This window comes from Pseudomonas sp. FBCC-B545 (assembly GCF_059134095.1).
Window position 1 is genome coordinate 900,942 of the sequence record NZ_CP101441.1, and the last position, 26,151, is coordinate 927,092.

21 protein-coding genes and 2 tRNA genes are annotated in these 26,151 nt (G+C 58.3%); 17 read left to right on the forward strand and 6 right to left on the reverse strand.

Going from position 1 to position 26,151, the window contains the following annotated elements:
• Positions 1-405 (forward strand): MFS transporter, encoded by a 405-nt coding sequence (locus NMB39_RS04245; protein WP_198719407.1) that lies wholly within the window; start codon positions 1-3, stop codon positions 403-405.
• Positions 406-414: 9 nt separating this feature from the next.
• On the opposite strand, the gene yhbY is transcribed toward NMB39_RS04245, so the two are convergent.
• A complete protein-coding gene (gene yhbY, locus NMB39_RS04250; protein ID WP_043048386.1) occupies positions 415-723 on the reverse strand; it encodes a ribosome assembly RNA-binding protein YhbY in 309 nt (102 codons plus the stop codon).
• Positions 724-829: 106 nt separating this feature from the next.
• Between yhbY and rlmE the strand changes: the two genes are divergently transcribed.
• The 16 genes from rlmE to NMB39_RS04330 all read left to right on the forward strand — a co-directional run bounded on the left by rlmE (position 830) and on the right by NMB39_RS04330 (position 17,044).
• Entirely contained in the window at positions 830-1,480 is a 651-nt protein-coding gene (rlmE, locus tag NMB39_RS04255; RefSeq protein ID WP_034117848.1) for a 23S rRNA (uridine(2552)-2'-O)-methyltransferase RlmE, read from the forward strand.
• A gap of 200 nt (positions 1,481-1,680) precedes the next feature.
• The gene (gene ftsH, locus NMB39_RS04260; protein WP_046069552.1) at positions 1,681-3,591 is read left to right on the forward strand and encodes an ATP-dependent zinc metalloprotease FtsH; all 1,911 of its coding nucleotides are present in this window, start codon (positions 1,681-1,683) and stop codon (positions 3,589-3,591) included.
• A gap of 8 nt (positions 3,592-3,599) precedes the next feature.
• Positions 3,600-4,451 (forward strand): dihydropteroate synthase, encoded by an 852-nt coding sequence (folP, locus tag NMB39_RS04265; RefSeq protein WP_057025022.1) that lies wholly within the window; start codon positions 3,600-3,602, stop codon positions 4,449-4,451.
• A 16-nt stretch (positions 4,452-4,467) separates the two neighbouring features.
• Positions 4,468-5,805: a phosphoglucosamine mutase gene (gene glmM / locus NMB39_RS04270; protein ID WP_043051840.1), complete on the forward strand. Its 1,338-nt coding sequence runs from the start codon at positions 4,468-4,470 to the stop codon at positions 5,803-5,805.
• A gap of 66 nt (positions 5,806-5,871) precedes the next feature.
• The gene (gene tpiA, locus NMB39_RS04275; protein WP_003194193.1) at positions 5,872-6,627 is read left to right on the forward strand and encodes a triose-phosphate isomerase; all 756 of its coding nucleotides are present in this window, start codon (positions 5,872-5,874) and stop codon (positions 6,625-6,627) included.
• Between the two features lie 4 nt (positions 6,628-6,631).
• Positions 6,632-7,015 carry a preprotein translocase subunit SecG gene (gene secG, locus NMB39_RS04280; protein ID WP_003194191.1) on the forward strand — a complete coding sequence of 128 codons (384 nt, stop codon included), beginning with the start codon at positions 6,632-6,634 and terminating at the stop codon, positions 7,013-7,015.
• 21 nt (positions 7,016-7,036) lie between these two features.
• A tRNA-Leu gene (locus NMB39_RS04285) sits at positions 7,037-7,122 on the forward strand.
• 96 nt (positions 7,123-7,218) lie between these two features.
• Positions 7,219-7,295, forward strand: a tRNA-Met gene (locus NMB39_RS04290).
• A 140-nt stretch (positions 7,296-7,435) separates the two neighbouring features.
• Entirely contained in the window at positions 7,436-7,894 is a 459-nt protein-coding gene (gene rimP / locus NMB39_RS04295; RefSeq protein ID WP_032862957.1) for a ribosome maturation factor RimP, read from the forward strand.
• A 47-nt stretch (positions 7,895-7,941) separates the two neighbouring features.
• A complete protein-coding gene (gene nusA, locus NMB39_RS04300; RefSeq protein WP_043051766.1) occupies positions 7,942-9,423 on the forward strand; it encodes a transcription termination factor NusA in 1,482 nt (493 codons plus the stop codon).
• A 27-nt stretch (positions 9,424-9,450) separates the two neighbouring features.
• Positions 9,451-11,967 carry a translation initiation factor IF-2 gene (infB, locus tag NMB39_RS04305; protein WP_494339603.1) on the forward strand — a complete coding sequence of 839 codons (2,517 nt, stop codon included), beginning with the start codon at positions 9,451-9,453 and terminating at the stop codon, positions 11,965-11,967.
• A 159-nt stretch (positions 11,968-12,126) separates the two neighbouring features.
• Positions 12,127-12,522, forward strand: a complete 396-nt coding sequence (gene rbfA, locus NMB39_RS04310) for a 30S ribosome-binding factor RbfA (RefSeq protein WP_003176137.1) — start codon at positions 12,127-12,129, stop codon at positions 12,520-12,522.
• 3 nt (positions 12,523-12,525) lie between these two features.
• The gene (gene truB / locus NMB39_RS04315; protein WP_034117853.1) at positions 12,526-13,443 is read left to right on the forward strand and encodes a tRNA pseudouridine(55) synthase TruB; all 918 of its coding nucleotides are present in this window, start codon (positions 12,526-12,528) and stop codon (positions 13,441-13,443) included.
• Positions 13,444-13,557: 114 nt separating this feature from the next.
• Entirely contained in the window at positions 13,558-13,827 is a 270-nt protein-coding gene (gene rpsO / locus NMB39_RS04320) for a 30S ribosomal protein S15 (RefSeq protein WP_003176135.1), read from the forward strand.
• Positions 13,828-14,023: 196 nt separating this feature from the next.
• Positions 14,024-16,129, forward strand: coding sequence for a polyribonucleotide nucleotidyltransferase (pnp, locus tag NMB39_RS04325; RefSeq protein WP_017528788.1), 2,106 nt, complete (start codon positions 14,024-14,026; stop codon positions 16,127-16,129).
• A gap of 294 nt (positions 16,130-16,423) precedes the next feature.
• Positions 16,424-17,044, forward strand: a complete 621-nt coding sequence (locus NMB39_RS04330; RefSeq protein WP_494339602.1) for a BON domain-containing protein — start codon at positions 16,424-16,426, stop codon at positions 17,042-17,044.
• A gap of 324 nt (positions 17,045-17,368) precedes the next feature.
• Here NMB39_RS04330 and NMB39_RS04335 read toward each other — a convergent pair whose 3' ends face one another.
• From NMB39_RS04335 to pgi, 5 genes are all read right to left on the reverse strand, one after another.
• Positions 17,369-20,302 (reverse strand): DUF748 domain-containing protein, encoded by a 2,934-nt coding sequence (locus NMB39_RS04335; RefSeq protein WP_057025021.1) that lies wholly within the window; start codon positions 20,300-20,302, stop codon positions 17,369-17,371.
• A gap of 87 nt (positions 20,303-20,389) precedes the next feature.
• Complete coding sequence (locus NMB39_RS04340; RefSeq protein ID WP_057025020.1) at positions 20,390-21,406, reverse strand: class I SAM-dependent rRNA methyltransferase; 1,017 nt, start codon at positions 21,404-21,406, stop codon at positions 20,390-20,392.
• A 68-nt stretch (positions 21,407-21,474) separates the two neighbouring features.
• On the reverse strand, positions 21,475-22,344 hold the full coding sequence (locus tag NMB39_RS04345; protein WP_306956447.1) for an oxygenase MpaB family protein: 870 nt from the start codon (positions 22,342-22,344) through the stop codon (positions 21,475-21,477).
• A gap of 16 nt (positions 22,345-22,360) precedes the next feature.
• Positions 22,361-24,298, reverse strand: a complete 1,938-nt coding sequence (gene acs / locus NMB39_RS04350; protein WP_494339601.1) for an acetate--CoA ligase — start codon at positions 24,296-24,298, stop codon at positions 22,361-22,363.
• 103 nt (positions 24,299-24,401) lie between these two features.
• Positions 24,402-26,066, reverse strand: coding sequence for a glucose-6-phosphate isomerase (gene pgi / locus NMB39_RS04355; RefSeq protein WP_057012759.1), 1,665 nt, complete (start codon positions 26,064-26,066; stop codon positions 24,402-24,404).
• Positions 26,067-26,151 lie beyond the last annotated feature (85 nt).

Sequence of the window (26,151 nt, forward strand, 5' to 3'; positions counted from 1 at the left end):
ATGCTTTGGCAGCTCTCCCAGATGCTTTGGGTCGGCGGTCTGTGGCTGTTACATATTGGCGTGTTACCGGCGCTGGGCCTGATTGGCCTGGCACCGCTGCTGATCGACGAGGTCGACGGATTATTGAGTGCGCTGCTGGTAGGTTTTGCGGCGGCGTGCGTAATGCTTCAGGCGTTAGTGCTGATCCAGGCTGAAGGCTTGGGGAGTCTGTGGCGAGATATTCGTGGGCAACTGCTGTTGATGGCGCTGTATGCGTGCGCGATGTTTTGCGTGGTGCATGTATGGCTGCCGGAAGCGTTGCGCTGGCGGCTGTTCAGCTATCTTGTGCTAGGGTTCTCCGGCCTGGTGCTGGTGATGCAGCCGGTCCCGGGATGGAGTGGCAGGGCGCGCGAAGCACGCCCGTGACCCTTTTTGTTACTTGAAGCGGTGTACGTTCGACAGTTGCTTGTTGACGCTGAAGTTCTTGCGATACAGCAGCGCCATCTTGCCGATGACCTGGACCAGGTCCGCCTTGCCCGCCTTGCACAGTTCTGCGACGGCAGCCAGGCGCGCTTCGCGATCAAGGATATTGACCTTGATCTTGATCAGTTCGTGATCGTTCAGTGCGCGTTCAAATTCGGCTAACACACCTTCAGTCAACCCGTTGTCTGCCACAATCAGAACTGGTTTCAGATGGTGGCCAATGGATTTGTACTGTTTCTTCTGCTCTTGAGTGAGCGGCATAATCTGACCCCTGCGTCTGATCTTGTAAAAAGCGGCGGCCAGTTTACCCGAGCGAGTCCGGGACCGCCCAGTTAATCACGACCCGTTTTATTTTTCGAGGTGGCCCGTGGCCCGTTCCAAAACTAGCCTTAAGTGGCTGCAAGAACATTTCAACGATCCTTACGTCAAAAAGGCGCAGAAGGATGGGTATCGCTCCCGGGCCAGCTACAAGTTGCTGGAGATCCAGGACAAGGACAAGTTGATTCGTCCGGGCATGAGCGTTATCGACCTTGGTGCGGCCCCCGGTGGCTGGTCCCAAGTGACCAGTCGTCTGATTGGTGGGCAAGGTCGACTGATCGCTTCCGACATCCTTGAGATGGACAGCATCCCGGATGTCACCTTCGTCCACGGTGATTTTACCCAGGACGCGGTGCTGGCCGAGATTCTGGAGGCTGTAGGAAATTCGCAGGTAGACCTTGTGATTTCCGACATGGCCCCCAATATGAGTGGATTACCGGCTGTTGATATGCCGCGAGCCATGTTCCTGTGTGAATTGGCATTGGATCTGGCGGGGCGCGTATTGCGTCCAGGTGGTGATTTCCTGGTGAAAGTGTTCCAGGGTGAAGGTTTCGACGAGTACCACAAGAACATCCGCAAGTTGTTCGACAAGGTTCAGACGCGTAAGCCGGACTCCTCCCGGGACAGGTCCAGGGAGCAATACCTGTTGTGCCGCGGCTTCCGCGGCGTCGAAGGCGCGGCGAGCGAAGAGCGTTTTTGAGTATTTCGAGGAGGGCGATAGGTTTTTTTATATCGCTTTCGTCATGAGGCTTTACGAATATTGTGTGGTCAAAGTTTCACAAAGGGTTACAGACGGCGCCTGCCAGAGATGTAGGTAATGTAGTAAGTTAGGCCGGTGAATATCATGCGAAGCGCGCGCCAGTAGCGGAGCTTGCTTCAGAGGGTAGTTAATTGAACGATATGGCAAAGAATCTGATCCTGTGGTTGATCATCGCGGCTGTCCTGGTGACGGTGATGAACAACTTCTCCAGCCCTAACGAGCCGCAGACCCTCAACTATTCCGACTTCATCCAGCAAGTTAAGGATGGCAAGGTCGAGCGCGTAGCGGTTGATGGCTACGTGATTACCGGTAAGCGCATTGATGGCGACAGCTTCAAGACCATTCGTCCGGCAATTCAGGACAATGGGCTGATCGGCGACCTGGTGGATAACAAGGTCGTCGTGGAAGGCAAGCAGCCGGAGCAGCAGAGTATCTGGACCCAGCTCCTGGTAGCCAGCTTCCCGATCCTGGTGATTATTGCTGTGTTCATGTTCTTCATGCGCCAGATGCAAGGCGGCGCGGGAGGCAAGGGCGGGCCGATGAGCTTCGGCAAGAGCAAGGCGCGCCTTCTCTCCGAAGATCAGGTGAAGACCACCCTGGCTGACGTTGCCGGTTGCGACGAGGCCAAGGAAGAAGTCGGCGAGCTGGTTGAGTTCCTGCGCGATCCGGGCAAGTTCCAGCGCCTGGGTGGTCGTATTCCTCGCGGTGTGTTGATGGTGGGTCCTCCGGGTACCGGTAAAACCTTGCTGGCCAAGGCGATTGCCGGTGAAGCCAAGGTGCCTTTCTTTACCATTTCCGGTTCTGACTTCGTCGAGATGTTCGTCGGCGTGGGTGCAAGCCGTGTTCGCGATATGTTCGAGCAGGCCAAGAAGCACGCGCCGTGCATCATCTTTATCGACGAAATCGATGCCGTTGGTCGCCATCGTGGCGCCGGCATGGGTGGTGGTCACGATGAGCGTGAGCAGACCCTCAACCAGTTGCTGGTCGAGATGGATGGTTTCGAGATGAATGACGGCATTATCGTCATCGCCGCAACCAACCGTCCGGACGTGCTGGACCCTGCACTGCTGCGTCCGGGCCGTTTCGACCGTCAGGTCGTGGTTGGCCTGCCGGATATCCGTGGCCGTGAGCAGATCCTGAAAGTACACATGCGCAAAGTGCCAATGGGTGACGACGTGGCACCGGCTGTGATTGCCCGTGGTACGCCAGGTTTCTCCGGTGCTGACCTGGCTAACCTGGTCAACGAGGCTTCCTTGTTCGCTGCCCGTACCGGTAAGCGCATTGTTGAAATGAAAGAGTTCGAGCTGGCCAAAGACAAAATCATGATGGGCGCCGAGCGCAAATCCATGGTCATGTCCGAGAAAGAGAAGCAGAACACCGCTTATCACGAGGCGGGTCACGCTATTGTCGGTCGCGTTGTGCCTGAGCATGACCCGGTCTACAAAGTGTCGATCATCCCGCGCGGTCGGGCCCTGGGTGTGACCATGTTCCTGCCGGAGGAGGACCGCTACAGTCTCTCCAAGCGGGCACTGATCAGCCAGATCTGTTCGCTGTACGGCGGCCGGATTGCGGAAGAAATGACCCTTGGTTTCGACGGTGTGACCACCGGCGCGTCCAACGACATCATGCGTGCCAGCCAGATTGCCCGGAACATGGTGACCAAGTGGGGCTTGTCGGAAAAACTGGGTCCTTTGATGTATGCCGAGGAAGAGGGTGAGGTGTTCCTGGGTCGTGGTGGTGGCGGTCAGAGCGCAAGCTTCTCGGGTGAGACAGCCAAGCTGATCGACTCCGAGGTTCGCAGCATCATTGACCAGTGTTACGGTACGGCCAAGCAGATCCTGACTGATAACCGCGACAAACTTGACGCCATGGCTGATGCGCTGATGAAGTATGAGACCATCGATGCCGATCAGATCGACGACATCATGGCTGGCCGTACGCCGCGTGAGCCTCGTGACTGGGAAGGTGGTTCGGGTACCTCGGGCACCCCGCCCGTAGTTCAGAATGAACTCCCTGAAGCCCCAATCGGTGGCCCGGCGGCTGACCATTAAGGTTTGAAATGACTTCTGCGTTGTCCTCTACCCGGTTGCCTTGCGGCAACCGGGTTCTTGATTTGGCCCATACACATGTCATGGGCATTCTCAATGTAACCCCTGATTCCTTTTCCGATGGCGGCCGTTTCAGCCAGGTAGATGCTGCGTTGCGCCACGCCGAGGCGATGGTGGCCGCTGGCGCAACTTTGATTGATGTCGGTGGTGAATCGACACGGCCTGGCGCTCGTGTTGTTTCGCCATTGGAAGAGTTGGAGCGAGTGGCGCCGGTTGTCGAGCGCATCGCCCGCGAGCTGGATGTGATTATCTCGGTGGACACTTCCACTCCGGCAGTGATGCGCGAAACTGCTCGTCTGGGGGCGGGACTTATCAACGACGTACGTTCGTTGCGACGTGATGGTGCCCTTGATGCCGCCGCAGCGACCGGCCTGCCTGTCTGTCTGATGCATATGCTGGGTGAGCCCGGCAATATGCAGGATAATCCGCATTACAACGACCTGGTCGGCGAAGTAAGTGAGTTTCTTGCTGACAGGATGGCCCGGTGCGTGGCTGTGGGAATTGCACCTGAGAAGATCATCCTTGATCCGGGATTTGGCTTCGCCAAGACCTTGGAGCACAATTTGAGCCTGTTCAAACACATGGATGCCCTGCATGCCCTTGGTCGCCCGCTGTTGGTCGGCGTCTCGCGCAAGAGCATGATCGGGCTCGCCTTGAATCGCCCGGTGGGTGAGCGTTTGTATGGCGGCCTGGCGCTTGCGGCGCTTGCCGTGACCAAGGGCGCACGTATTTTGCGTGTGCATGATGTCGCCGAAACGGTCGATGTGGTGCGCATGCTCGCTGCTGTAGAATCAGCCGAATAAGAATGATGGAGCACTTATGACTAAAAAATATTTTGGCACCGACGGTATTCGTGGTCGGGTCGGCGAATTTCCGATTACTCCTGATTTCATGCTCAAGCTGGGCTGGGCGGCAGGCATGGCGTTCCGCAGCATGGGCGCTTGTCGCATCCTGGTAGGCAAAGATACCCGTATCTCGGGTTACATGTTTGAGTCAGCGCTGGAGGCCGGCTTGTCGGCCGCCGGAGCCGATGTGATGCTGCTGGGGCCTATGCCCACACCGGCGATCGCATATCTGACGCGCACGTTCCACGCTGAGGCTGGGATTGTAATCAGTGCCTCTCATAACCCTCATGATGACAATGGCATCAAGTTCTTTTCCGGGCAGGGCACCAAGCTGCCTGACGAGATCGAACTGATGATCGAAGAGTTGCTGGATGCGCCGATGACGGTGGTTGAATCCAGCAAGCTAGGCAAGGTGTCGCGTATTAATGACGCATCCGGGCGTTATATCGAATTCTGCAAAAGCAGCGTTCCAAGCAGTACCAATTTTGCCGGGTTGAAGATCGTCGTCGATTGCGCCCATGGTGCGACCTACAAGGTAGCGCCGAGCGTCTTCAAGGAGTTGGGCGCGCAGGTCACGGTACTGTCCGCACAGCCTAATGGCTTGAACATAAACGATAATTGTGGCTCTACCCACATGGAGCAGCTGCAGGCGGCGGTCCTGGCCGAGCACGCAGACCTGGGCATCGCTTTCGACGGCGATGGGGACCGGGTCCTGATGGTGGATCACACCGGTATGATCGTGGATGGTGATGACCTGCTGTTCATCATTGCTCGTGACCTGCATGAGCGTAACAAGCTGCACGGTGGTGTCGTTGGTACCCTGATGAGTAACCTCGGGCTCGAACTGGCGCTGGCAGAACTGGGTATCCCCTTTATTCGTGCCAATGTTGGTGACCGTTATGTGATCGCCGAGTTGCTGGAACGTAATTGGCTGGTCGGTGGGGAGAATTCGGGGCATGTTGTTTGCTTCCAGCACACCACCACTGGCGACGCGATCATCGCCGCGTTGCAGGTTTTGCTGGCCTTGCGTCGTCGTGAAGAGAGCCTGGCCCAGGCACGCCAAGCCCTGCGCAAATGCCCGCAAGTGCTTCTGAATGTGCGTTTTGCCGGTGGCGAAAACCCAATCGAGCACCCGGCAGTCAAAGAGGCTTGCGAGCGTGTGACCCAGGCAATGGCTGGGCGTGGGCGTGTGTTATTGCGCAAGTCCGGCACAGAGCCTCTGGTGCGCGTCATGGTCGAAGGCGAAGACGAAACCCAGGTTCGCGGCCATGCCGAAGACCTGGCAAAACTGGTAACTGAAGTTTGCGCCTGAATTCGGCTTGCCAGTGATGATGTGGTTGGGTAACATCTGCGCCCACTTTGACCGACGAGGTACAGCATGCGTCGCACTATGGTAGCTGGTAACTGGAAGATGCACGGTACCCGCGCCAGTGTCGCTGAGCTGATCAACGGCCTTCGTCACTTGGCCTTGCCTAGCGGTGTTGATGTCGCGGTGTTCCCGCCTTGCTTGCATATCAACCAAGTGGTTGACGGCTTGAAAGGTAAGTCGATTCAGGTCGGCGCGCAGAACTCTGCGGTGGAGCCCATGCAAGGTGCGTTGACTGGCGAGATTTCGCCAAGTCAGTTGGTGGATGCGGGTTGTTCCTATGTGCTGGTCGGGCACTCCGAGCGTCGTCAGATGATGGGCGAGCGTGATGGGACACTCAACCGCAAGTTCGCAGCGGCACAGGCTTGTGGCTTGATTCCAGTGTTGTGCATAGGGGAGACCCTGGAGCAGCGCGAGTCGGGCAAGACTCTTGAAGTTGTCTCGCGTCAGCTGGGCAGCATCATTGAGGAGCTGGGTGTTGGTGCGTTTGCAAAGGCAGTCATTGCTTACGAGCCGGTCTGGGCCATTGGTACCGGGCTGACTGCTACACCGCAACAAGCGCAGGATGTGCATGCAGCCATTCGCGCGCAGTTGGCGGCAGAGAATTCTGAGGTCGCACAAGGTGTGCGGCTTCTATACGGCGGCAGCGTGAAGGCGGCCAATGCGGTCGAACTGTTCGGCATGCCGGATATCGATGGGGGGCTCATTGGTGGAGCCTCCCTGAATGCAGATGAGTTCGGTGCGATCTGTCGCGCCGCGGGAAACTGAAAAAATGCTGGAAACAGTCGTAGTCGTTTTTCATCTGTTGGCTGCCCTGAGCGTAGTTGCTCTGGTTTTGTTGCAACAGGGTAAAGGTGCGGATGCTGGTGCGTCTTTCGGTGCAGGTGCTTCAAATACTGTGTTCGGAAGCCAAGGTTCCTCTACCTTTCTTAGTAAGTTTACTGCTATACTTGCCGCCGGTTTCTTCATAACCAGCTTGGGGTTAGGTTACTTTGCTAAAGAGAAGGCTCATGTGCTGACTCAAGTAGGTCTCCCAAACCCAGCAGTGTTGGAAGTACCAAAAGCAAAACCGGCTTCTGATGATGTCCCGGTGCTTCAAGAGCAAAAGTCGGCTACTCCAGCGACTGACGTGCCTCCAGCTCAAGAGCAGAAGTAAGAAGGTTGTAAACGCTGTATTGCCGAGGTGGTGGAATTGGTAGACACGCAACCTTGAGGTGGTTGTGCCCATAGGGTGTAGGGGTTCGAGTCCCCTTCTCGGTACCAATTATCAGGAGAGCCCGCTGTTGCGGGCTTTCTTGTAGGTGGAAGGTTACATTGACCCTGTAAGGGATCGGTCGTATACTTCCGCCCCAGCTTTGTCGCGGGGTGGAGCAGTCTGGTAGCTCGTCGGGCTCATAACCCGAAGGTCGTCGGTTCAAATCCGGCCCCCGCAACCAGTTTTAGCGGAGCCCCTTTTAAGGGGCTTTTTGTTAGCTGGACACTTTCAACGCCGCTGTTCGACGGCGTTTCAAGGATGGGCGTTTCGCCCATTTTTTTATTTTGCACAGCATGCACATACATGCACGAGGGGGTTCAGGTGTCGAGCAAGCTAGAAGAGTTGCAGGCCTTGCTGGCCCCGGTGGTCGTGGCCCTAGGCTATGAATGCTGGGGTATTGAGTTTTCGGCTCAAGGTCGCCACTCAATGTTGCGCGTTTATATCGATAAAGAGGGCGGCGTGCTGGTCGACGATTGTGCCATTGTCAGCCGTCAGATCAGCGGTGTGCTGGATGTTGAAGATCCAATCGCCGTTGAATACACCCTCGAAGTTTCCTCGCCAGGCATGGAACGCCCACTGTTCACTATCGAGCAGTTTGCTAAATATGTCGGTGAACAAGTGAAGATCAAGCTGCGCTCCCCGTTCGAAGGGCGACGCAACTTTCAGGGCCTTCTGCGCGGTGTAGAAGAACAGGATGTCGTGGTGCAGGTAGAAGACCATGAGTTCCTGTTGCCGATCGATATGATCGACAAGGCCAACATTATTCCCAGTTTTGACTGAGACGCGGATCCCGCGGATCCAATGGCTTGCGAAAGGCGAGGCGTACGATGAGCAAAGAAGTACTGCTGGTTGTTGAGTCGGTATCCAATGAAAAGGGCGTACCGGCAAACGTGATTTTTGAAGCGCTGGAGCTGGCCCTGGCCACTGCTACCAAAAAGCGTTTTGAAGATGAAGTTGATCTGCGTGTGGAAATCAACCGCCACACCGGTGCCTATGAGACCTTCCGTCGCTGGACGGTCGTCGAAGAAGCCGATCTTGATGATCCGGCCATCGAAACCTGGCCGAGCAAGGTTGCGCAGACGCACCCTGGTGCCCAGGTCGGTGATGTCGTCGAAGAAAAGATCGAATCGATCGAGTTCGGCCGTATTGCTGCACAGACTGCCAAGCAGGTCATCGTGCAGAAGGTTCGCGAAGCCGAGCGCGCTCAAGTCGTTGACGCCTATCGTGAGCGCCTGGGGGAAATCATCTCCGGCACCGTGAAAAAAGTCACCCGCGACAACGTGATCGTCGACCTGGGTAACAATGCGGAAGCGTTGCTGGCCCGTGAAGACATCATCTCTCGCGAAACCTTCCGTGTTGGCGTGCGTCTGCGTGCGCTGCTCAAGGAAATCCGCACCGAGAACCGCGGCCCTCAGTTGATCCTGTCGCGTACCGCGCCGGAAATGCTGATCGAGCTGTTCCGTATCGAAGTGCCGGAAATCGCCGAAGGTCTGATCGAAGTCATGGCTGCATCCCGGGACCCGGGTTCGCGTGCCAAGATCGCGGTCCGCTCCAAGGACAAGCGCATTGATCCGCAAGGCGCCTGCATCGGTATGCGCGGTTCGCGCGTCCAGGCAGTGTCGGGCGAATTGGGCGGTGAGCGTGTAGACATCGTCCTGTGGGACGATAACCCTGCGCAATTTGTGATCAATGCGATGTCGCCGGCTGAAGTGGCGGCAATTATCGTTGACGAGGATGCCCATGCGATGGACATCGCCGTTGGCGCAGACAATCTGGCTCAGGCCATTGGTCGTGGTGGTCAGAACGTGCGTCTGGCCAGCCAACTGACCGGTTGGACCCTGAACGTGATGACCGAATCGGACATCCAGGCTAAGCAGCAAGCTGAAACCGGTGACATCCTGCGCAACTTCATCGAAGAGCTGGAAGTCGATGAAGACCTGGCGCAGGTGCTGGTAGATGAAGGCTTCACCAGCCTGGAAGAGATTGCCTACGTACCGTTGGAAGAAATGCTCAACATCGACGGCTTTGACGAAGACACCGTCAACGAGCTTCGCGCTCGGGCCAAGGATCGTTTGTTGACTAAAGCCATCGCTACTGAGGAAAAGCTGGCAGACGCCCATCCGGCCGAAGACCTGCTCTCGCTTGAGGGTATGGACAAGGATTTGGCGATGGAACTGGCGGTGCGCGGCGTAATTACCCGCGAAGACCTGGCCGAGCAGTCTATTGACGATCTGCTCGACATCGACGGCATTGACGATGATCGTGCCGGCAAGTTGATCATGGCCGCCCGAGCCCATTGGTTCGAGTAATTAGGCGCGGCCTGAGGAGAGAAGTGCATGACGCAAGTCACGGTGAAACAACTGGCCGATGAGGTCAAAACACCGGTAGAGCGCCTGTTGCAGCAGATGCGTGAGGCAGGTCTGCCGCACACCGCCGCCGATGAAGGTGTGAGCGATAGTGAGAAGCAGTCTTTGCTGACTCACTTGAAGAGCAGCCACAAGGCGAAAGTGGAAGAACCGCGCAAGATTACATTGCAGCGCAAAACCACCAGCACCCTGCGTGTTGCGGGTAGCAAGAGCATCAGCGTTGAAGTGCGCAAGAAGAAAGTCTTCGTACAGCGCAGCCCGGAAGAAATCGAAGCCGAGCGCAAACGCGAACTGGAAGAACGTCGCGCAGTAGAAAATGCTGCTCGTCAGAAGGCTGAAGAAGAAGCCAAGCGTCGCGCCGAAGAAGAAGCGCGTCGCCAGCCTGCTGCTGCGCAACCAGCTGCCACTGAAGCGGTCGCCGCCCCTGTTGAAGCTGTGCGTGAGGCCGCCCCGGTTGCCACTGCACCTGCTCCTGCAGCAGATGCCCGCAAGCGCGACGAACCTCGTCGTCCAGACAAACCCCGTGCCGACGATAACAGTCGTCGCGGTGGTGGTGGCGATGGCGAGCGCAAAAACGCTCCGCATCGTGCTTCGGTCAAAGAGAAGGCGCCTGCTCCACGCGTTGCCCCACGTACTACCGACGAAGAAAGCGATGGCTTCCGTCGTGGTGGACGCGGCAAGGCCAAGCTGAAAAAACGCAACGCCCACGGTTTCCAGAGCCCAACCGGCCCTGTCGTGCGTGAAGTGAAGATCGGCGAGACCATCACTGTGGGCGATCTGGCCCAGCAGATGTCGGTCAAGGCTGCTGAAATCATCAAGTTCATGTTCAAGCTGGGCACTCCGGCCACCATCAACCAGGTACTGGACCAGGAAACTGCCCAGCTTGTGGCTGAGGAATTGGGCCACAAAGTGACCCTGGTCAGCGACACCGCCCTGGAAGATTCCCTGGCCGAGTCCCTGAAGTTTGAAGGTGAGGCAGTCTCCCGTGCACCAGTCGTGACCGTAATGGGCCACGTTGACCACGGTAAGACTTCCCTGCTCGACTACATCCGTCGTGCCAAGGTAGCCGCTGGCGAAGCCGGTGGTATCACCCAGCACATCGGTGCGTACCACGTTGAAACCGAACGCGGTATGGTCACCTTCCTCGACACCCCGGGTCACGCCGCGTTTACCGCAATGCGTGCCCGTGGTGCCAAGGCGACCGACATCGTGATCCTGGTCGTTGCAGCGGACGACGGCGTAATGCCGCAGACCATTGAAGCGGTCCAGCACGCGAAGGCTGCCGGTGTTCCTATGGTCGTTGCCGTGAACAAAATCGACAAGCCGGGCGCTGATCTTGATCGCATCCGTAGCGAGCTGTCGGTTCACGGCGTGACTTCCGAGGAGTGGGGTGGCGAGACTCCATTCGTATCAGTCTCGGCGAAGATGGGTACCGGCGTTGACGAACTGCTCGAAGCGGTTCTGTTGCAAGCCGAAGTCCTGGAATTGACTGCTACTCCATCGGCTCCTGGCCGTGGTGTCGTGGTTGAATCCCGTCTCGACAAGGGCCGTGGCCCGGTTGCAACCGTGCTGGTTCAAGACGGTACTCTGCGCCAAGGCGATATGGTGCTGGTCGGTTCGAACTACGGCCGTGTACGTGCCATGCTCGACGAGAACGGCAAGCCAATCAAGGAAGCAGGTCCAGCTATCCCGGTCGAGATCCTCGGCCTGGACGGTACCCCGGACGCTGGCGACGAGATGAGTGTAGTTGCCGACGAGAAGAAAGCCCGTGAAGTGGCTCTGTTCCGTCAAGGCAAGTTCCGCGAAGTCAAGCTGGCCCGTGCTCACGCCGGCAAGCTGGAAAATATCTTCGAGAACATGGGCCAGGAAGAGAAGAAGACGCTTAACATCGTCCTCAAGTCTGACGTACGTGGCTCCCTCGAAGCGTTGAACGGCGCCTTGAATGGCCTGGGTAACGACGAAGTGCAAGTGCGCGTTGTCGGTGGCGGTGTCGGTGGTATCACCGAATCCGACGCCAACCTGGCACTGGCTTCCAACGCTGTACTGTTCGGCTTCAACGTGCGTGCCGATGCTGGCGCTCGCAAGATCGTCGAGCAGGAAGGCCTGGACATGCGTTACTACAACGTCATCTACGACATCATCGAAGACGTCAAGAAAGCCCTTACCGGCATGCTTGGCAGCGACGTCCGGGAGAATATCCTGGGTATCGCCGAGGTGCGTGACGTGTTCCGCTCGCCGAAGTTCGGCGCGATCGCCGGCTGCATGGTTGTCGAAGGCACTGTGTACCGTAACCGTCCGATCCGTGTACTGCGTGAAGACATCGTTATCTTCGAAGGCGAGCTGGAATCCCTGCGCCGCTTCAAGGATGACGCTGCCGAAGTGCGTGCCGGCATGGAATGCGGTATCGGCGTCAAGAGCTACAACGACGTCAAGGTTGGCGACAAGATCGAAGTCTTCGAGAAGGTTCAGGTTGCTCGCAGCCTCTAACTCGCGCACTTCAGGAGCCACGCCGCGTGTGGGCATGCAAATGCCCCGCGCAGCGTCAGGACTCTAAACGCAACGCCCGGTCTGGCTTTTGTCAGGCCGGGCGTTTGCCGCTTTCAGACCCCACGGGTTTCACCGTGTGGCAGTAACAGGTAACAAGACATGGCAAAAGAATACAGCCGTACCCAGCGTATCGGCGATCAGATGCAGCGTGAGCTGGCCCAACTGATCCGTCGCGAAGTCAAAGACCCTCGCGTTGGCCTGGTCACCATCACCGCCGTTGAAGTGAGCCGTGACGTAGGTCACGCCAAGATCTTCATCACCGTGATGGGGCAGGACAACAGCGAAGAAATCGCACAAAGCATCAAGGTGCTCAACTCGGCCGCAGGTTTCCTGCGCATGCAGTTGGCCCGTGAAATGAAGCTGCGTAGCGTCCCCCAGTTGCACTTCCACTACGACGAAAGCGTCGTGCGTGGGGCGCACCTGTCGGCATTGATCGAGCGCGCCGTTGCTGAAGACAGCCAGCACCCGTCCACACCTGAAGACGCCAAGGAGTAAGCGGTGGCTCAGGTCAAACGTATCCGTCGCAACGTCAGCGGCATCATTCTGCTCGACAAGCCTATTGGCTTTACCTCCAATGCCGCGCTGCAGAAGGTCCGCTGGTTGCTCAATGCCGAGAAGGCAGGGCACACCGGTAGCCTTGATCCGCTGGCCACCGGCGTGCTGCCGTTGTGCTTTGGCGAGGCCACCAAGTTCTCCCAATACCTGCTCGATTCCGACAAGGGCTATGAAACCCTGATGCAATTGGGCAAGACCACCACCACGGCCGACGCCGAAGGTGATGTTCTGCAGGTTCGCGACGTGACCGTTGGTCGTGCTGATATCGAAGCTGCTTTACCCGCTTTTCGTGGGGAAATCAGTCAGATACCACCGATGTACTCGGCCCTCAAGCGGGATGGACAGCCACTTTACAAGCTGGCGCGTGCGGGCGAAGTAGTGGAGCGTGAACCGCGTTCTGTTACTATTGCGCGCTTGGAATTGCTCGCCTGTGAAGGCGACACTGCCCGTTTGGCCGTTGACTGCAGCAAAGGCACCTATATCCGTACCCTGGTGGAAGATATCGGTGAAAAGCTCGGTTGCGGCGCGTACGTTGCAGAACTGCGACGCACCCAGGCCGGCCCTTTCAGCCTGGCCCAGACGGTGACGCTGGAAGAGTTGGAAGCCGTGCACGCCGAAGGCGGCAACGAAGCGGTTGATCGCTTCCTGATGCCATCGGACAGCGGTTTGCTCGATTGGCCATTGCTGCACTTCTCGGAGCACAGCGCGTTCTACTGGCTCAACGGCCAGCCGGTACGCGCCCCGGATGCCCCGAAGTTCGGCATGGTGCGCGTACAGGATCATAACGGTCGCTTCATCGGTATCGGTGAAGTGAGCGAAGACGGGCGTATCGCGCCGCGTCGACTGATTCGGTCAGAATGACCGAACGAGGGTGGCTGTTAACAGGCATGGTCACTTCTCATTTTTAGATACAGGGATTTGTCCCTGGCCTGTTGAAACTACCCTTGGGTAGTTTCCTGAAAAAAGGATTGCCTCATGGCTCTCGACGTTCAAGAAAAAGCACAAATCGTAGCTGACTATCAGCAGGCTGTTGGTGACACTGGTTCGCCAGAAGTGCAGGTTGCACTGCTGACCCACAACATCAACAAGCTGCAAGGTCACTTCAAGGCCAACGGTAAAGATCACCACTCCCGTCGTGGTCTGATCCGCATGGTAAACCAGCGCCGTAAGCTGCTGGACTACCTGAAAGGCAAGGATCTGGGTCGTTATCAGGCTCTGATCGGTCGCCTGGGTCTGCGTCGCTAATCAGCGATTGCGCTAGAGGTTGGTTGTCTGCCGTGTGTCAGTGGGATTCCCGCTGGCCCATGGTAGGCTCCCAGCCTCAAGTTTTATCTGGATACACGTTTTACCCCTGGACAAGGGTTGGGCCGATTCCCGACATTGCCCAAGAATTTCGCAAGAAGACAAGTTCCCCCAAGAGCCACAAAGAAGGTAGGACACCGTGAACCCGGTTATCAAAAAATTCCAGTTCGGTCAGTCGACCGTTACCCTCGAGACAGGCCGTATCGCCCGTCAAGCCTCCGGCGCAGTGCTGGTTACCGTTGACGACGACGTTACCGTACTGGTGACCGTTGTTGGCGCCAAGACCGCTGACCCGAGCAAAGGCTTCTTCCCTCTGTCCGTTCACTACCAGGAAAAGACTTACGCTGCCGGTAAGATCCCTGGCGGTTTCTTCAAGCGCGAAGGCCGTCCTTCCGAGAAAGAAACCCTGACTTCCCGACTGATCGATCGTCCGATCCGTCCGCTGTTCCCAGAAGGCTTCATGAACGAAGTGCAGGTCGTCTGCACCGTGGTTTCCACCAGCAAGAAAACCGATCCGGACATCGCTGCGATGATCGGTACCTCGGCTGCCCTGGCCATCTCGGGCATTCCTTTCGATGGCCCGATCGGCGCGGCGCGCGTTGCTTTCCACGAAAGCACCGGCTACCTGCTGAACCCGACTTACGAGCAACTGAAGGCGTCGAGCCTGGACATGGTCGTTGCCGGTACCTCGGAAGCCGTACTGATGGTTGAATCGGAAGCCAAAGAGCTGACCGAAGACCAGATGCTGGGCGCTGTACTGTTTGCCCACGACGAATTCCAGGCTGTTATCAAGGCTGTCACCGAACTGGCTGCCGAAGCTGCCAAGCCGACCTGGACCTGGGCTGCTGCCCCGGAAGCCACCGAGCTGCTGGGCGCGATCCGCTCCGAGTTCGGCGCTGCCATCTCCGACGCCTACACCATCACTGTCAAGGCCGACCGTTACGCTCGCCTGGGCGAGCTGAAGGATCAGGTTGTAGCCAAGCTGTCCGGTGAAGAAGGCCAGCCTTCCGCCAGCGACGTCAAAGCTGCATTCGGTGAAATCGAATATCGCACCGTTCGCGAAAACATCGTTAACGGCAAGCCGCGTATCGACGGTCGCGACACTCGCACCGTGCGTCCGCTGAACATCGAAGTCGGCGTTCTGCCGAAGACTCACGGTTCGGCGCTGTTCACCCGTGGCGAAACCCAGGCCCTGGTGGTTGCGACCCTGGGTACTGCCCGTGACGCACAGCTGCTGGACACCCTGGAAGGCGAGAAAAAAGACCCGTTCATGCTGCACTACAACTTCCCACCGTTCTCGGTAGGCGAGTGTGGTCGCATGGGTGGTGCTGGTCGTCGCGAAATCGGTCACGGCCGTCTGGCCCGCCGTTCGGTCCAGGCCATGCTGCCGGCCGCCGACGTGTTCCCGTACACCATCCGTGTGGTATCGGAAATCACCGAGTCCAACGGTTCCAGCTCCATGGCTTCGGTCTGCGGTGCTTCCCTGGCGCTGATGGACGCGGGTGTGCCGATGAAGGCACCGGTTGCCGGTATCGCCATGGGCCTGGTCAAAGAAGGCGAGAAGTTCGCCATCCTGACCGACATCCTGGGTGACGAAGACCACTTGGGCGACATGGACTTCAAAGTAGCCGGTACCGCTAAAGGTGTTACCGCGCTGCAGATGGACATCAAGATCAAGGGCATCACCGAAGAGATCATGGAAATCGCCCTGGGCCAAGCCCTGGAAGCGCGCCTGAACATCCTCGGCCAGATGAACCAGATCATTGGTCAGTCCCGTACCGAACTGTCGGAAAATGCTCCGACCATGATCGCGATGAAAATCGATACCGACAAAATCCGTGATGTTATCGGTAAAGGCGGCGCGACCATTCGTGCGATCTGTGAAGAGACCAAGGCTTCGATCGACATCGAAGACGACGGCTCGATCAAGATCTTCGGCGAAACCAAGGAAGCGGCTGAAGCTGCACGCCAGCGCGTCCTGGGCATCACCGCTGAGGCCGAGATCGGCAAGATCTACGTCGGCAAGGTTGAACGCATCGTCGACTTCGGCGCATTCGTCAACATCCTGCCGGGCAAGGATGGTCTGGTTCACATCTCCATGTTGAGCGACGCTCGCGTTGAGAAAGTGACCGACATTCTGAAAGAAGGCCAGGAAGTCGAAGTGCTGGTACTGGACGTGGACAACCGCGGCCGTATCAAGCTGTCCATCAAGGACGTAGCAGCAGCCAAGGCTTCGGGCGTTTAATCACTCGTAGCTCAGGCTGGAAAAGGGACTCTTCGGAGTCCTTTTTTTATGGGTGCTGGAAAATTAAGCAAAATCAGCCATTTAGCCAACCGCCAAAAACCGCAACTTGCATGCAGGTGTGGCGGGTTTCATGCAAGTTGCACGATTTCGAAAATTGGGTGTTTTTTTAACTCGTTGATTTATAAGAGTTTATGCCGCGTTTTTGACTTGGCACGCCGTCTGCACTATCCCTGTTAACGCTGCAGCATCAAGGTTTACACACTGCAGACTTTTAATAAAACAGGAGTTACTCGTATGAAGAAGTTCGCTCTCGCTACTGCTACCGCTCTGACCCTGGCCATGGGTGCTAGCGTGGCCTTTGCTCAGACTTCCCAAGCCCCTATGACTCTGGCGGCTGGTGAAATGACCAAGGCCAAAGAGTCCACCTCGGATACCTGGATCACCACTAAAGTAAAAGCTGATCTGCTGACTGAAAAAGGCATTCCTGGTTCGGACATCAAGGTAGAAACCAACAAAGGCGTGGTTTCCCTTTCTTCCGACGTAGCTATCTCCGACTCGCAGAAAGCGACCGCTGTAGCCATTACCAAGAAAATCAAAGGCGTAACTGCTGTTTCTGCTGACGGCCTGCTGGCTGGCGGCGCTACCAAGGCTGACGGTATTGATAAAACCCAAGGTGCTGCTGCTGATGCCAAAGGCGCGACCAGCGACACTTGGATCACTACTAAAGTGAAGGCTGACCTGGTGACCGAGAAAGGTATTCCTGGTACCGATATCAAGGTAGAGACCAATAAGGGTGTGGTTTCCCTGTCGTCCGCGACTGCTGTAACTGCATCGCAGAAAGAAACCGCAGTGGCAATTGCCAAGAAAATCAAAGGCGTTAAAGCTGTATCGGCCGATGGCCTGAAAGCAGAGTAACGCGCTCTTTTCGTCTGAACTAGACGGCGGCGGCTTAGGGTGAGTTAGATATCCACCCGATGCACCTCTGGAGTTCATGCGACCGACCACACGGATGTGGTCATTACAGGCCCCGGCACTTGTGTCGGGGCCTGTTCTATTTCTGGGGCGCAATGACTTGCGGCCAGGCACGGAATAAAAGCCTGGGAGGGGCGGTGCGACGATTCAACTTGCTCCCGATAGCGGTGTGACAGTCAATATGTAATTGACTGAGGTACCGCTATCGGGGGCAAGTTGAATCGTCGCACCGCCCCTCCCACATTCAGTTTTATGCCAAGTTTTTCGTTACTCAGCATCCAGATGCATTGGGGTGATGACACGACCATCTTTCTCGGCTTGCCCCAGCTGCGCATCAATAAAGTACACCCGGTCGTCTTCCAGCTGTCCCTTGTCCACCAGGTAATCCTTGATCGTGCTGGCGCGGTCCTGGCCCAGTTTGCGTAACAGCACATCATTGGCGCTCCAGAACTTGATCACGCCGTCCTTGAGCTTCGCCGTGCGCTCATCGCTGCCCAGGTCTTTCCATTCGGCCGGTGGCTGCTGTTTCAAGCGGGTGCGGTAGATGCCTTCCAGCAAAGGTGCCTTTTCCTTCTCTGGTACCTCCAGCAATGAGGCCTGGGCCGGGACTTTGTCGCCACGGCGCTGGAGGATCTTGTAGTAGTTGTATTGGTATTCACGCTCCAGCCGTTGTGCGGCCAGGAACGGCCCGTCGCTGCTTGCGGCAGCCGTACCTTCGATTTCCAGGCGCAGGGTAGGGCGCTCTTTCAACGCCTTGGCCAGGGTGTTCAAAGCGCCTTCGGCATCTTTGTTCAGCTCACTGGAGCCGGCGGCGAACGACACATTACCCAGGTCTTCCGAGCCGCCACCGGTCACCAGCCCACCGATAAACTTGAACGGCGCTGTTGCTGCCCGTACTACGAGGTTACGCAGGGTCTGCCACACAATCGGCATCACGCTGAATTGCGGGTTGTTCAGGTCGCCACTCACCGGCAGTTCGATGGAAATCTTGCCATCGGAGTCCTTGAGCAGGGCAACCGCCAGGCGAATCGGCAAGTCCACCGCGTCGGAGCTGTCAACTTTTTCACCCAGTTGCAGTTGCTCGACCACCACTTTGTTTTCAGCCTTCAACTGGCCCTTGATGATCACGTAGTGCAAGTCGAGATTCAAACGGCCCTTGCGGATACGGAAACCTGCGAACTTGCCTGAGTAAGGCGTCAGGTTAGTCAACTCGACACGCTTGAAGCTGGTAGCGATATCCAGCGACGCCATCGGATCAAACGGGTTCACGCTGCCTTTGATGGTCACCGGCGCGTAGCGGTCCACCTTACCCTTGATGTCGACGCTGGCCGGCTTGGCCTGGCGGCTGTCGATGGTGCCAATCTGGCCGTTGAGCTGTTGGATCGCGGTGGCGAAGTTGGGGGTGAGGCTGAAGTCGGCAAAGTTGGCAGAACCATCGTTGATCGCGATCTGGCCGATATGAATGCCCAGTGGCTTCTCGTTGCTGGCTGCGGGTTTGGCGGCCGACTTATTGCCACTGTCTGCCGGTTGTGGGACCAGCAAGTCATCGATGTTGGTGGTGCGATCGTCGTTGATCATGAAGCGCGCATACGGTTGCAGCAGGTTGACCTTGTCGATCGACAGGCTTTGGCCGTGCTGGTAGTTCACGCCCTCCAGCACCAGGCGCTGCCACTTGAGGAAGTCGCGGGTCTTGAGGGTGTCCAGGGTATGCAACTGATCAACCTGGGCGCGGCCGGTGACTTGGAGGGCCAGGGGCTCGGTGCTTTTGAGGTTCACATCCAGGTTGCTGCCCAGCATGCCGCTGCGCAGTTCCAGGCGAATAAACGGGCTGATATAAGACTGGGCAACCCGCAGATCGATGTCCTGGGTGGTCACTTTCAGCTTGGCGCTGACGGGGTTGAGGTTAACCTCACCAGTAGCCTGGATCTTGCCTTGCTTGCCCAGGCCGGTGTCGACTTTCAGGCTGAAAGGGCTCTGGTTGAGGCTGTCGAAGTTCTGTACGTCGACATTCAATGGGCCCAGCTCCAGCGCGACCGCAGGCTGGGCCTGGCGGTCGGCCAGGTGCACCTGGTAGTTACGCAGTTGCACATCCTTGAGCAGCACTTGCCAGGGTTTATTCGCGGCTGCCGGTGGTGCCTGAGGGGCATCGGCAGTGGCCGGCGCAGTGGCTGGTTCCGGTGTCGTGGCTGGTTTGCTCGGCTGGCTGGCGAACAGTTTCTGCCAATCCAACTGCCCATCGGCTTCACGGGCCGCCCAGGTTTCCAGCTTGTTGCTGCGAATCTTGCCGACAACCACCTGCTGCTTGGCCAGGTCTACCGTGGTTTCGCTGACGTCCAGGCGCTCCAGGCGGGCCAATGGCCGGCCATCCGGCGCCTTGATCGCGAAGGGCGCGATGCTGGCGGCGGTGTTGGTCAGGTTCAGTTCGGTTTCTCTGGCCAGGCTGAATTTATAGTCGGTGCTGAAGTTGAGCACACCGTCTTCCAGCACCAAGGGCAAGGCGTCACGTACATAGGGCCACCAAGCTTTCATCTTGCCGTCGGTGACTTTCAAGGTGCCTTCGGATGTGATCGGCACCAGGCTGAAATTACCTTTCCAGTCGATCTGCCCACCATCAGGGCCCGCGGCGACCAGGGTCATGTCGGCGTTGTCTTCGGGCAAGGTGCTGAGGTTTTTCAGCTCGAAGTCGAGTTTGTCGTAGAGAAATTCGATGGGTTCGCTGGGGCGCAGGTCCTGGAAGTGCAGATTGCCGCCCGCCAGCTTGATGTTGTCGATACGCAGTGGGAACGGCTTGGCATCGGGATCGGCCGGGGTCGGCTCGCTCGGTGGCAGCTTGAACAACTGCGCCAGGTTAAGTTGGCCGGATTTGTCGAACAGCAGTTCGGTCTTGGGCTGGTCCAGTTGCACATCGGCCAGGTGCAGGGCGCGGGTCCAGAGACTGTCCACTTGCAGGTTGGCGTAGAAGCGCTCGAAACCCACTTGTTCTTTGCCCGGCTCACCGATCTTCAGGCCCCACAGTGTCAGTTCGAGGCTGAACGGGTTGAGCTCGATGCGCTCGATTCGCGCCGGCACCGTGGCGTAGTTGGCCAACTGTTGGTTGGCAATGCGAAGGGCGATGCCCGGTAAGATCAGAAAGCCCAGCAAGCTGTACAAAGCAAGGGCGGTCAACAAGGCGCCTGCGGCGCGAATCAATCCTTTGGGCATGGGTGACGCCATCTATGTCAAACGAGAGTGCCTTGGAGTATGGCACGGGAATTCGGTTCCGAAGAACCGTGGGCGCTGGGAAACTTCCTACAAATGCAGGATCAAGGTCTTCAATGGCGGTTGCTGATCTCTGGATGGAAAGTCGGCTCCGGGTGTCATGATTTGCCAGTCACGCACAGGGCGGCCGGCTTTTTCTGCGCAACGCAGCACCTGCTCGCGCCAGTCATCCATGCTGACCTTCGCCAGGTTGTTGCAGCAAATCAGCACGCCATTGTCGGCGGTGGCCAGCAGTGCGGGCTTGAGCAGGCTCTGATAGTCGCGCAGCAAGTCGACGGTGCCGAAGGCGCTCTTGGCCCAGGCGGGAGGGTCGAGGAGTACCAGGTCATATTGGCGCTGTTCCAGGCGTGGATAACTCGGCAATTTCTGGCCGCGACGCTGGGTGATCGGCAGGCCCGCCAGTTGGCGAATCGCCGGGAAGTAATCAGACTGCACAAAATCCATTGCTGGCAACTGCGGGTTGAGCAGGCCGTTTTCACGCCCAACCGCCAGGTTGCCTTCGGCAAAGTCCAGGTTGCATACCTCGCGTGCCCCGCCTGCCGCCGCGCTTAAGCCTACGCCACAGGTGTAGGCGAACAGGTTCAGCACGCTTTTACCGGCACTGTGGTCCTTGACCCAGCCACGGGTATTGCGCAGGTCGAGGAACAGCAGGGGGTCTTGTCCGGCATGACGCCCACGCACACGGTAGTTGAGGCCCCATTCGTGGCCTACCAGGTCTTCCAGTGCCGCGGGCGCTGCGCGGTACACCGTGTCTTCGCGGTCGATGCGCGAGTTACCGCGGGCGCGGTCGTTGTATACCAGCAGCAATTCCAGGCCCATGTGCTGGTTGATCATCTGGTGCAGGTCCAGCAAGTCTGCGCTTTCCAGGGACTGGTGGAAGCTCTGCACCAGCAATTGCGGACCGTAGCGATCGATGGTCAGGCCACCGGCACCTTCCTGACTGCCGTGGAACAACCGATAGCAGTCCGTACCCTGGGCGTGCAGTTGGTTGATCAGGTCTTGGCGATAATCGAGGGCGGCGCGCAGCGCCTGATTCAAGGGAGTCATGGAGCGCGCCTTGCTTGCGGTAAATGAGGGCATTGTGGGCGCGGAGTTTAACAGCTATGGGCCGCTACCTACATCAGCCCCATCCGCCGATGGGCGCGCTGCACCGAACCGTTGCGCATCGCCCAGCGCAGCAGTGGCGCACTGTGCTTGACCCCGGCGCGGATCATCTGGCGTTGCAGCGGGCTCTGCTGTTGGTCGAGCATCGCGCTTGCCCAGTCGGGCAGCAGGTCGATTCCGGCCTGCATCATCAGGCTGCCGAAGGGTTTGGCCAAGGTGCTCGGGGCAGGCGCCTCGAGCAGTAGGCGCAGCACCTCACGGCTGCGCTCGTCGCACAGCAGTTGTGGGCGGATACGCACCAGATAATCCGAAATTTCCTGGCGTGAACGTGGCACATGCCGCGCGCCCAGGCGTTCAGCGACCAGGGCAATTTCGCTGTAGTAGCGATCCTGGTCGCGACCCGAAAGCCGTGGGTTGCGATAACGCAGGTGAGCGGCCAGAAAGTTGCTCACCTCGGCCACATGCACCCAGGTCAGCAGCTCGGGATCGCTGGCCGCATAAGGTCGCCCATCCGGCGCGTGGCCGACCACCTGCAGGTGAATGGTGCGCACTTTTTCGATCAGCCACTCTGCATCCTTGCGTGAGCCGAAGGTGGTGCCGGAAATGAACTGCGAGGTTCGTCGCAAGCGCCCGAGCATGTCCTGGCGGAAGTTCGAATGGTCCCATACGCCGGCCAGGGCCAGTGGGTGCAAGGCCTGCAGCATCAAGGCACTGATGCCGCCGATCAGCATGCTGCTGAAGTCGCCATGCACTTGCCAGCTGACCGAGTTCGGCCCGAACAGGCCCGGATCGCCCTTGGGATTCTCCAGGTCCAGTTGGCCCAGTGACAAACCCGTCAGGCTCATCAACTGGGTTTCGATACGGCTGCGGATAAATTCCATGGCGACTCGGGGGTTCCTATCGGTTCAGGCGCTTGTCGATCAAACCGTCTACGACGCTCGGGTCGGCCAGGGTCGAGGTATCTCCCAAGCTGTCCAGTTCGTTGCAGGCGATCTTGCGCAAGATGCGCCGCATGATCTTGCCGGAGCGGGTTTTCGGCAGGGCAGGCGCCCATTGGATCAGTTCTGGCTTGGCAAAGCTGCCGATTTCCTTGCTGACCAGGTCCAGCAGGTGTTTTCTCAACGCATCGCTGGGCTCGACACCGTTCATTGGGGTCACAAAGGCATAGATGCCCTGGCCTTTGACGTCGTGGGGGTAGCCGACCACAGCGGCTTCGGCGATTTGGTCATGCAGCACCAAGGCGCTCTCCACCTCGGCAGTGCCGATGCGATGGCCCGATACGTTGATCACATCGTCGATTCGCCCTGTGATCCAGTAGTCACCGTCTTCATCGCGTCGCGCGCCGTCGCCGGTGAAGTAGTAGCCGGGATAGGGTTTGAAGTAGGTGTCGATCATGCGTTGCGGGTCGCCATAGACGCTGCGAATCTGCCCAGGCCAACTGGCCTTGATCGCCAGCACGCCGCTGCCGGCGCCGCTGATTTCCTTGCCCTGCTCATCCAGCAGCACCGGCTGTACGCCGAACATTGGCTGGGTGGCGCATCCAGGCTTGATGCGCTGGGCGCTGACCAGCGGGCTGAGCATGATGCCGCCGGTTTCGGTCTGCCACCAGGTATCGACAATCGGGCAGCGTTGTTCGCCGACCGCGTTGAAATACCAGTCCCAGGCCTCCGGGTTGATGGGCTCACCGACGCTGCCGAGCAGGCGCAGGCTGGCGCGGGAGCTACTCTCCAACGGACCGTGGCCTTCACGCATCAGGGCGCGCAACGCGGTGGGCGCGGTATAGAAAATATTCACTTGGTGCTTGTCGATCACCTGCCAGAACCGCGAGCTGTCCGGGTAACTTGGCACGCCTTCGAACATCAGCGAGGTCGCGCCATTGGCCAGCGGGCCATAGACAATGTAGCTGTGGCCGGTGACCCAGCCGACATCGGCGGTGCACCAGAACACTTCGCCCTCTTGGTAATCGAGCACATACTTGAAGGTCATCGCTGCTTGCAGCAGGTAGCCGCCGGTGGTGTGCAGTACACCCTTGGGTTTGCCGGTGCTACCGGAGGTATAGAGGATGAACAGTGGATCTTCGGCATCCATCGGCTCGGGCGGGCAGTTGTCGCTGGCGGCTTCCAGGGCGGCCTGATACTTGAGGTCGCGGCCCTCGTTCCAGTTCACGCTGGCCCCGGTGCGCTCCACCACCACTACGGTACTGACATCCGGACAACTGGCCAGGGCTTTATCGACGTTCTGCTTCAACGCCACGGGCTTGCCCCCGCGTACGCCTTCGTCGGCGGTAATCACCGTACGGCAATCGGCGTCGAGAATACGGTCACGCAGGGCGTCAGGTGAAAAACCGCCAAACACCACCGAGTGCACCGCGCCAATTCGCGTACAGGCCAGCATGGCGTAGGCCGCTTCCGGAATCATTGGCATGTAGATGCACACGCGGTCGCCTTTTTTCACGCCACGGCTTTTCAACACATTGGCCAGGCGACTAACGTTTTGATGAAGCTGGCGGTAGGTGATTTTGCAGGACTTTGTCGGATCGTCGCCTTCCCAGATAAAGGCCGGCTGATCGGCGCGCTTTGCCAGGTGACGGTCGATGCAGTTGTAGCTGACATTCAGTTGGCCGCCGGCAAACCATTGGGCGGCGCCGGTCTTGATGTCTGACTGCTGGACGCTGTGCCATGGAGTCATCCAGTCGAGAAAGCCCTTGGCCTGTTCGGCCCAGAAGGTGTCCGGCTGTTCGATGGATTGGCGATAGAGGCGCTGGTAGTCCTCTTGACTGAGTTGCGCAGCCCGGCGGACGGCATCGGCGGCGGGGAACGTGCTGATATCGAACATGAGCGATCCTTATTCTTGTTTTTGCGACAAGTAATAAAGATGCACCCTGTGGCAGGTGGGTTCAAGGCCAACGTCCAAACGCACGTTGGCCTTGAGACAAGCTTCAGCCGCGGTGGCGACCGCGGAAGTAGTTGATCAGGCCCTGGGTCGAGGCATCATCTGCCAAGGTTTCTTCGGCGCCGGTCAGACGGTTGTACACGCCCTTGCCCAGCTCCTTGCCAAGTTCCACGCCCCATTGGTCGAAGGCGTTGATGCCCCAGATGACGCTTTGCACGAACACCTTGTGCTCATACATCGCCACCAGCGCGCCGAGGCGACGAGGGCTGATGCGTTCGACCACGATGGTGTTACTCGGACGGTTGCCCGGGATCACCTTGTGCGGTGCCAGCTTCTGCACCTCGGCTTCCGGCAGGCCCTTCTCACGCAGCTCGGCTTCGGCTTCGCTGCGGGTTTTGCCGAGCATCAGGGCCTGGCTCTGGGACAGGCAGTTGGCGTATAGCCACTGATGGTGGTCGGACACCGGGTTGAAGCTGACGATCGGCACGATGAAGTCGGCCGGGATCAGTTGAGTCCCTTGGTGCAGCAGCTGATGGTAGGCGTGCTGCCCGTTGCAGCCTACGCCACCCCAGATCACCGGGCCGGTATCGGTGGACACCGGCGTGCCATCTTGGCGCACGCTCTTGCCATTGGATTCCATGTCCAGCTGTTGCAAATGCTTGGTGATGTTACGCAGGTAATGGTCGTACGGCAGGATCGCATGGCTCTGCGCCCCCCAGAAGTTGCCGTACCACACGCCGAGCAAGCCCAGTAGTACCGGCATGTTGTCTTCGAACGGGGCGTTCTGGAAATGCTGGTCCATGGTGTAGGCACCGGACAGCAGTTCCTTGAAGTTGGACATGCCGATGGCCAGGGCAATTGGCAAGCCGATGGCGGACCACAGCGAGTAACGCCCGCCGACCCAGTCCCACATCGGGAAGATGTTTTCTTCGCGAATCCCGAAGGCCACGGCTGCGGCGTTGTTGCTCGAGACCGCGATGAAGTGGCGATACAGCTCGGCTTCCGAGCCGCCCTGGGCCAGGTACCAGGCGCGGGCGGCCTGGGCGTTCTTCAGGGTTTCGAGGGTGTTGAAGGATTTCGACGAAACGATGAACAGCGTGGTCTCGGCGCGCAGCTTCATGGTCAGCTCGTGGAACTCGCTGCCATCAATGTTCGCCAGGTAGTGGCAACGCACGCCTTTATGGGCGTAGGACAGCAGGGCCTCGGAGACCAGCTCCGGGCCGAGGAACGAGCCACCGATACCGATATTCACCACGTCGGTGATCGGCTTCTCGGTGTAGCCACGCCATAAGCCGTCGTGTATGCGGCCGACCAGGTCGGTGATCTGGTTCAGCACCTTGTGCACGTCCGGCATGATGTTCACGCCGTTGACCGACAGCTTGTCGCCCACCGGGCGGCGCAGGGCAGTGTGTAAGGCAGGGCGGCCTTCGGAGGAGTTGACCGGCTCACCGGCGTACAACGCGTCGATCGCCCCTTTGAGGTTCACTTCCTTGGCCAGGCCCACCAGCAGGTCGCGGGTTTCGCTGGTGATCAGGTTTTTCGAGTAATCGAGGAAAAGTCCGCAGCTGCTCAGGGTGAACTGGGAAAAACGCTGGGGATCGGCATTGAACGCGTCGCGCATGCTGAAATCCTGCATGGCTTGGCGATGTTGGGTAAGCGCTTGCCAGGCGGGCAGCGCGGTAACGTCATGAGGGGTGCGGTAGTACGCCATCGCTGCGGGTTTCCTTTTTATTACAGGGACTGCCTTTAGGACACTTCAAAGCCCGGAACATCCAGTCTTATATCAAGGATTGGGT

Coding starts and splice junctions, on each gene's coding strand:
- NMB39_RS04330 (WP_494339602.1), top strand. CDS start 16,424: ATGAAGAAGTTCGCTCTCGCTACTGCTACCGCTCTGACCCTGGCCATG.
- rpsO (WP_003176135.1), top strand. CDS start 13,558: ATGGCTCTCGACGTTCAAGAAAAAGCACAAATCGTAGCTGACTATCAG.
- ftsH (WP_046069552.1), top strand. CDS start 1,681: ATGGCAAAGAATCTGATCCTGTGGTTGATCATCGCGGCTGTCCTGGTG.
- yhbY (WP_043048386.1), bottom strand. CDS start 723: ATGCCGCTCACTCAAGAGCAGAAGAAACAGTACAAATCCATTGGCCAC.
- NMB39_RS04335 (WP_057025021.1), bottom strand. CDS start 20,302: ATGCCCAAAGGATTGATTCGCGCCGCAGGCGCCTTGTTGACCGCCCTT.
- infB (WP_494339603.1), top strand. CDS start 9,451: ATGACGCAAGTCACGGTGAAACAACTGGCCGATGAGGTCAAAACACCG.
- nusA (WP_043051766.1), top strand. CDS start 7,942: ATGAGCAAAGAAGTACTGCTGGTTGTTGAGTCGGTATCCAATGAAAAG.
- pgi (WP_057012759.1), bottom strand. CDS start 26,066: ATGGCGTACTACCGCACCCCTCATGACGTTACCGCGCTGCCCGCCTGG.
- NMB39_RS04345 (WP_306956447.1), bottom strand. CDS start 22,344: ATGGAATTTATCCGCAGCCGTATCGAAACCCAGTTGATGAGCCTGACG.
- folP (WP_057025022.1), top strand. CDS start 3,600: ATGACTTCTGCGTTGTCCTCTACCCGGTTGCCTTGCGGCAACCGGGTT.
- acs (WP_494339601.1), bottom strand. CDS start 24,298: ATGTTCGATATCAGCACGTTCCCCGCCGCCGATGCCGTCCGCCGGGCT.
- rbfA (WP_003176137.1), top strand. CDS start 12,127: ATGGCAAAAGAATACAGCCGTACCCAGCGTATCGGCGATCAGATGCAG.
- NMB39_RS04245 (WP_198719407.1), top strand. CDS start 1: ATGCTTTGGCAGCTCTCCCAGATGCTTTGGGTCGGCGGTCTGTGGCTG.
- tpiA (WP_003194193.1), top strand. CDS start 5,872: ATGCGTCGCACTATGGTAGCTGGTAACTGGAAGATGCACGGTACCCGC.
- glmM (WP_043051840.1), top strand. CDS start 4,468: ATGACTAAAAAATATTTTGGCACCGACGGTATTCGTGGTCGGGTCGGC.
- secG (WP_003194191.1), top strand. CDS start 6,632: ATGCTGGAAACAGTCGTAGTCGTTTTTCATCTGTTGGCTGCCCTGAGC.
- NMB39_RS04340 (WP_057025020.1), bottom strand. CDS start 21,406: ATGACTCCCTTGAATCAGGCGCTGCGCGCCGCCCTCGATTATCGCCAA.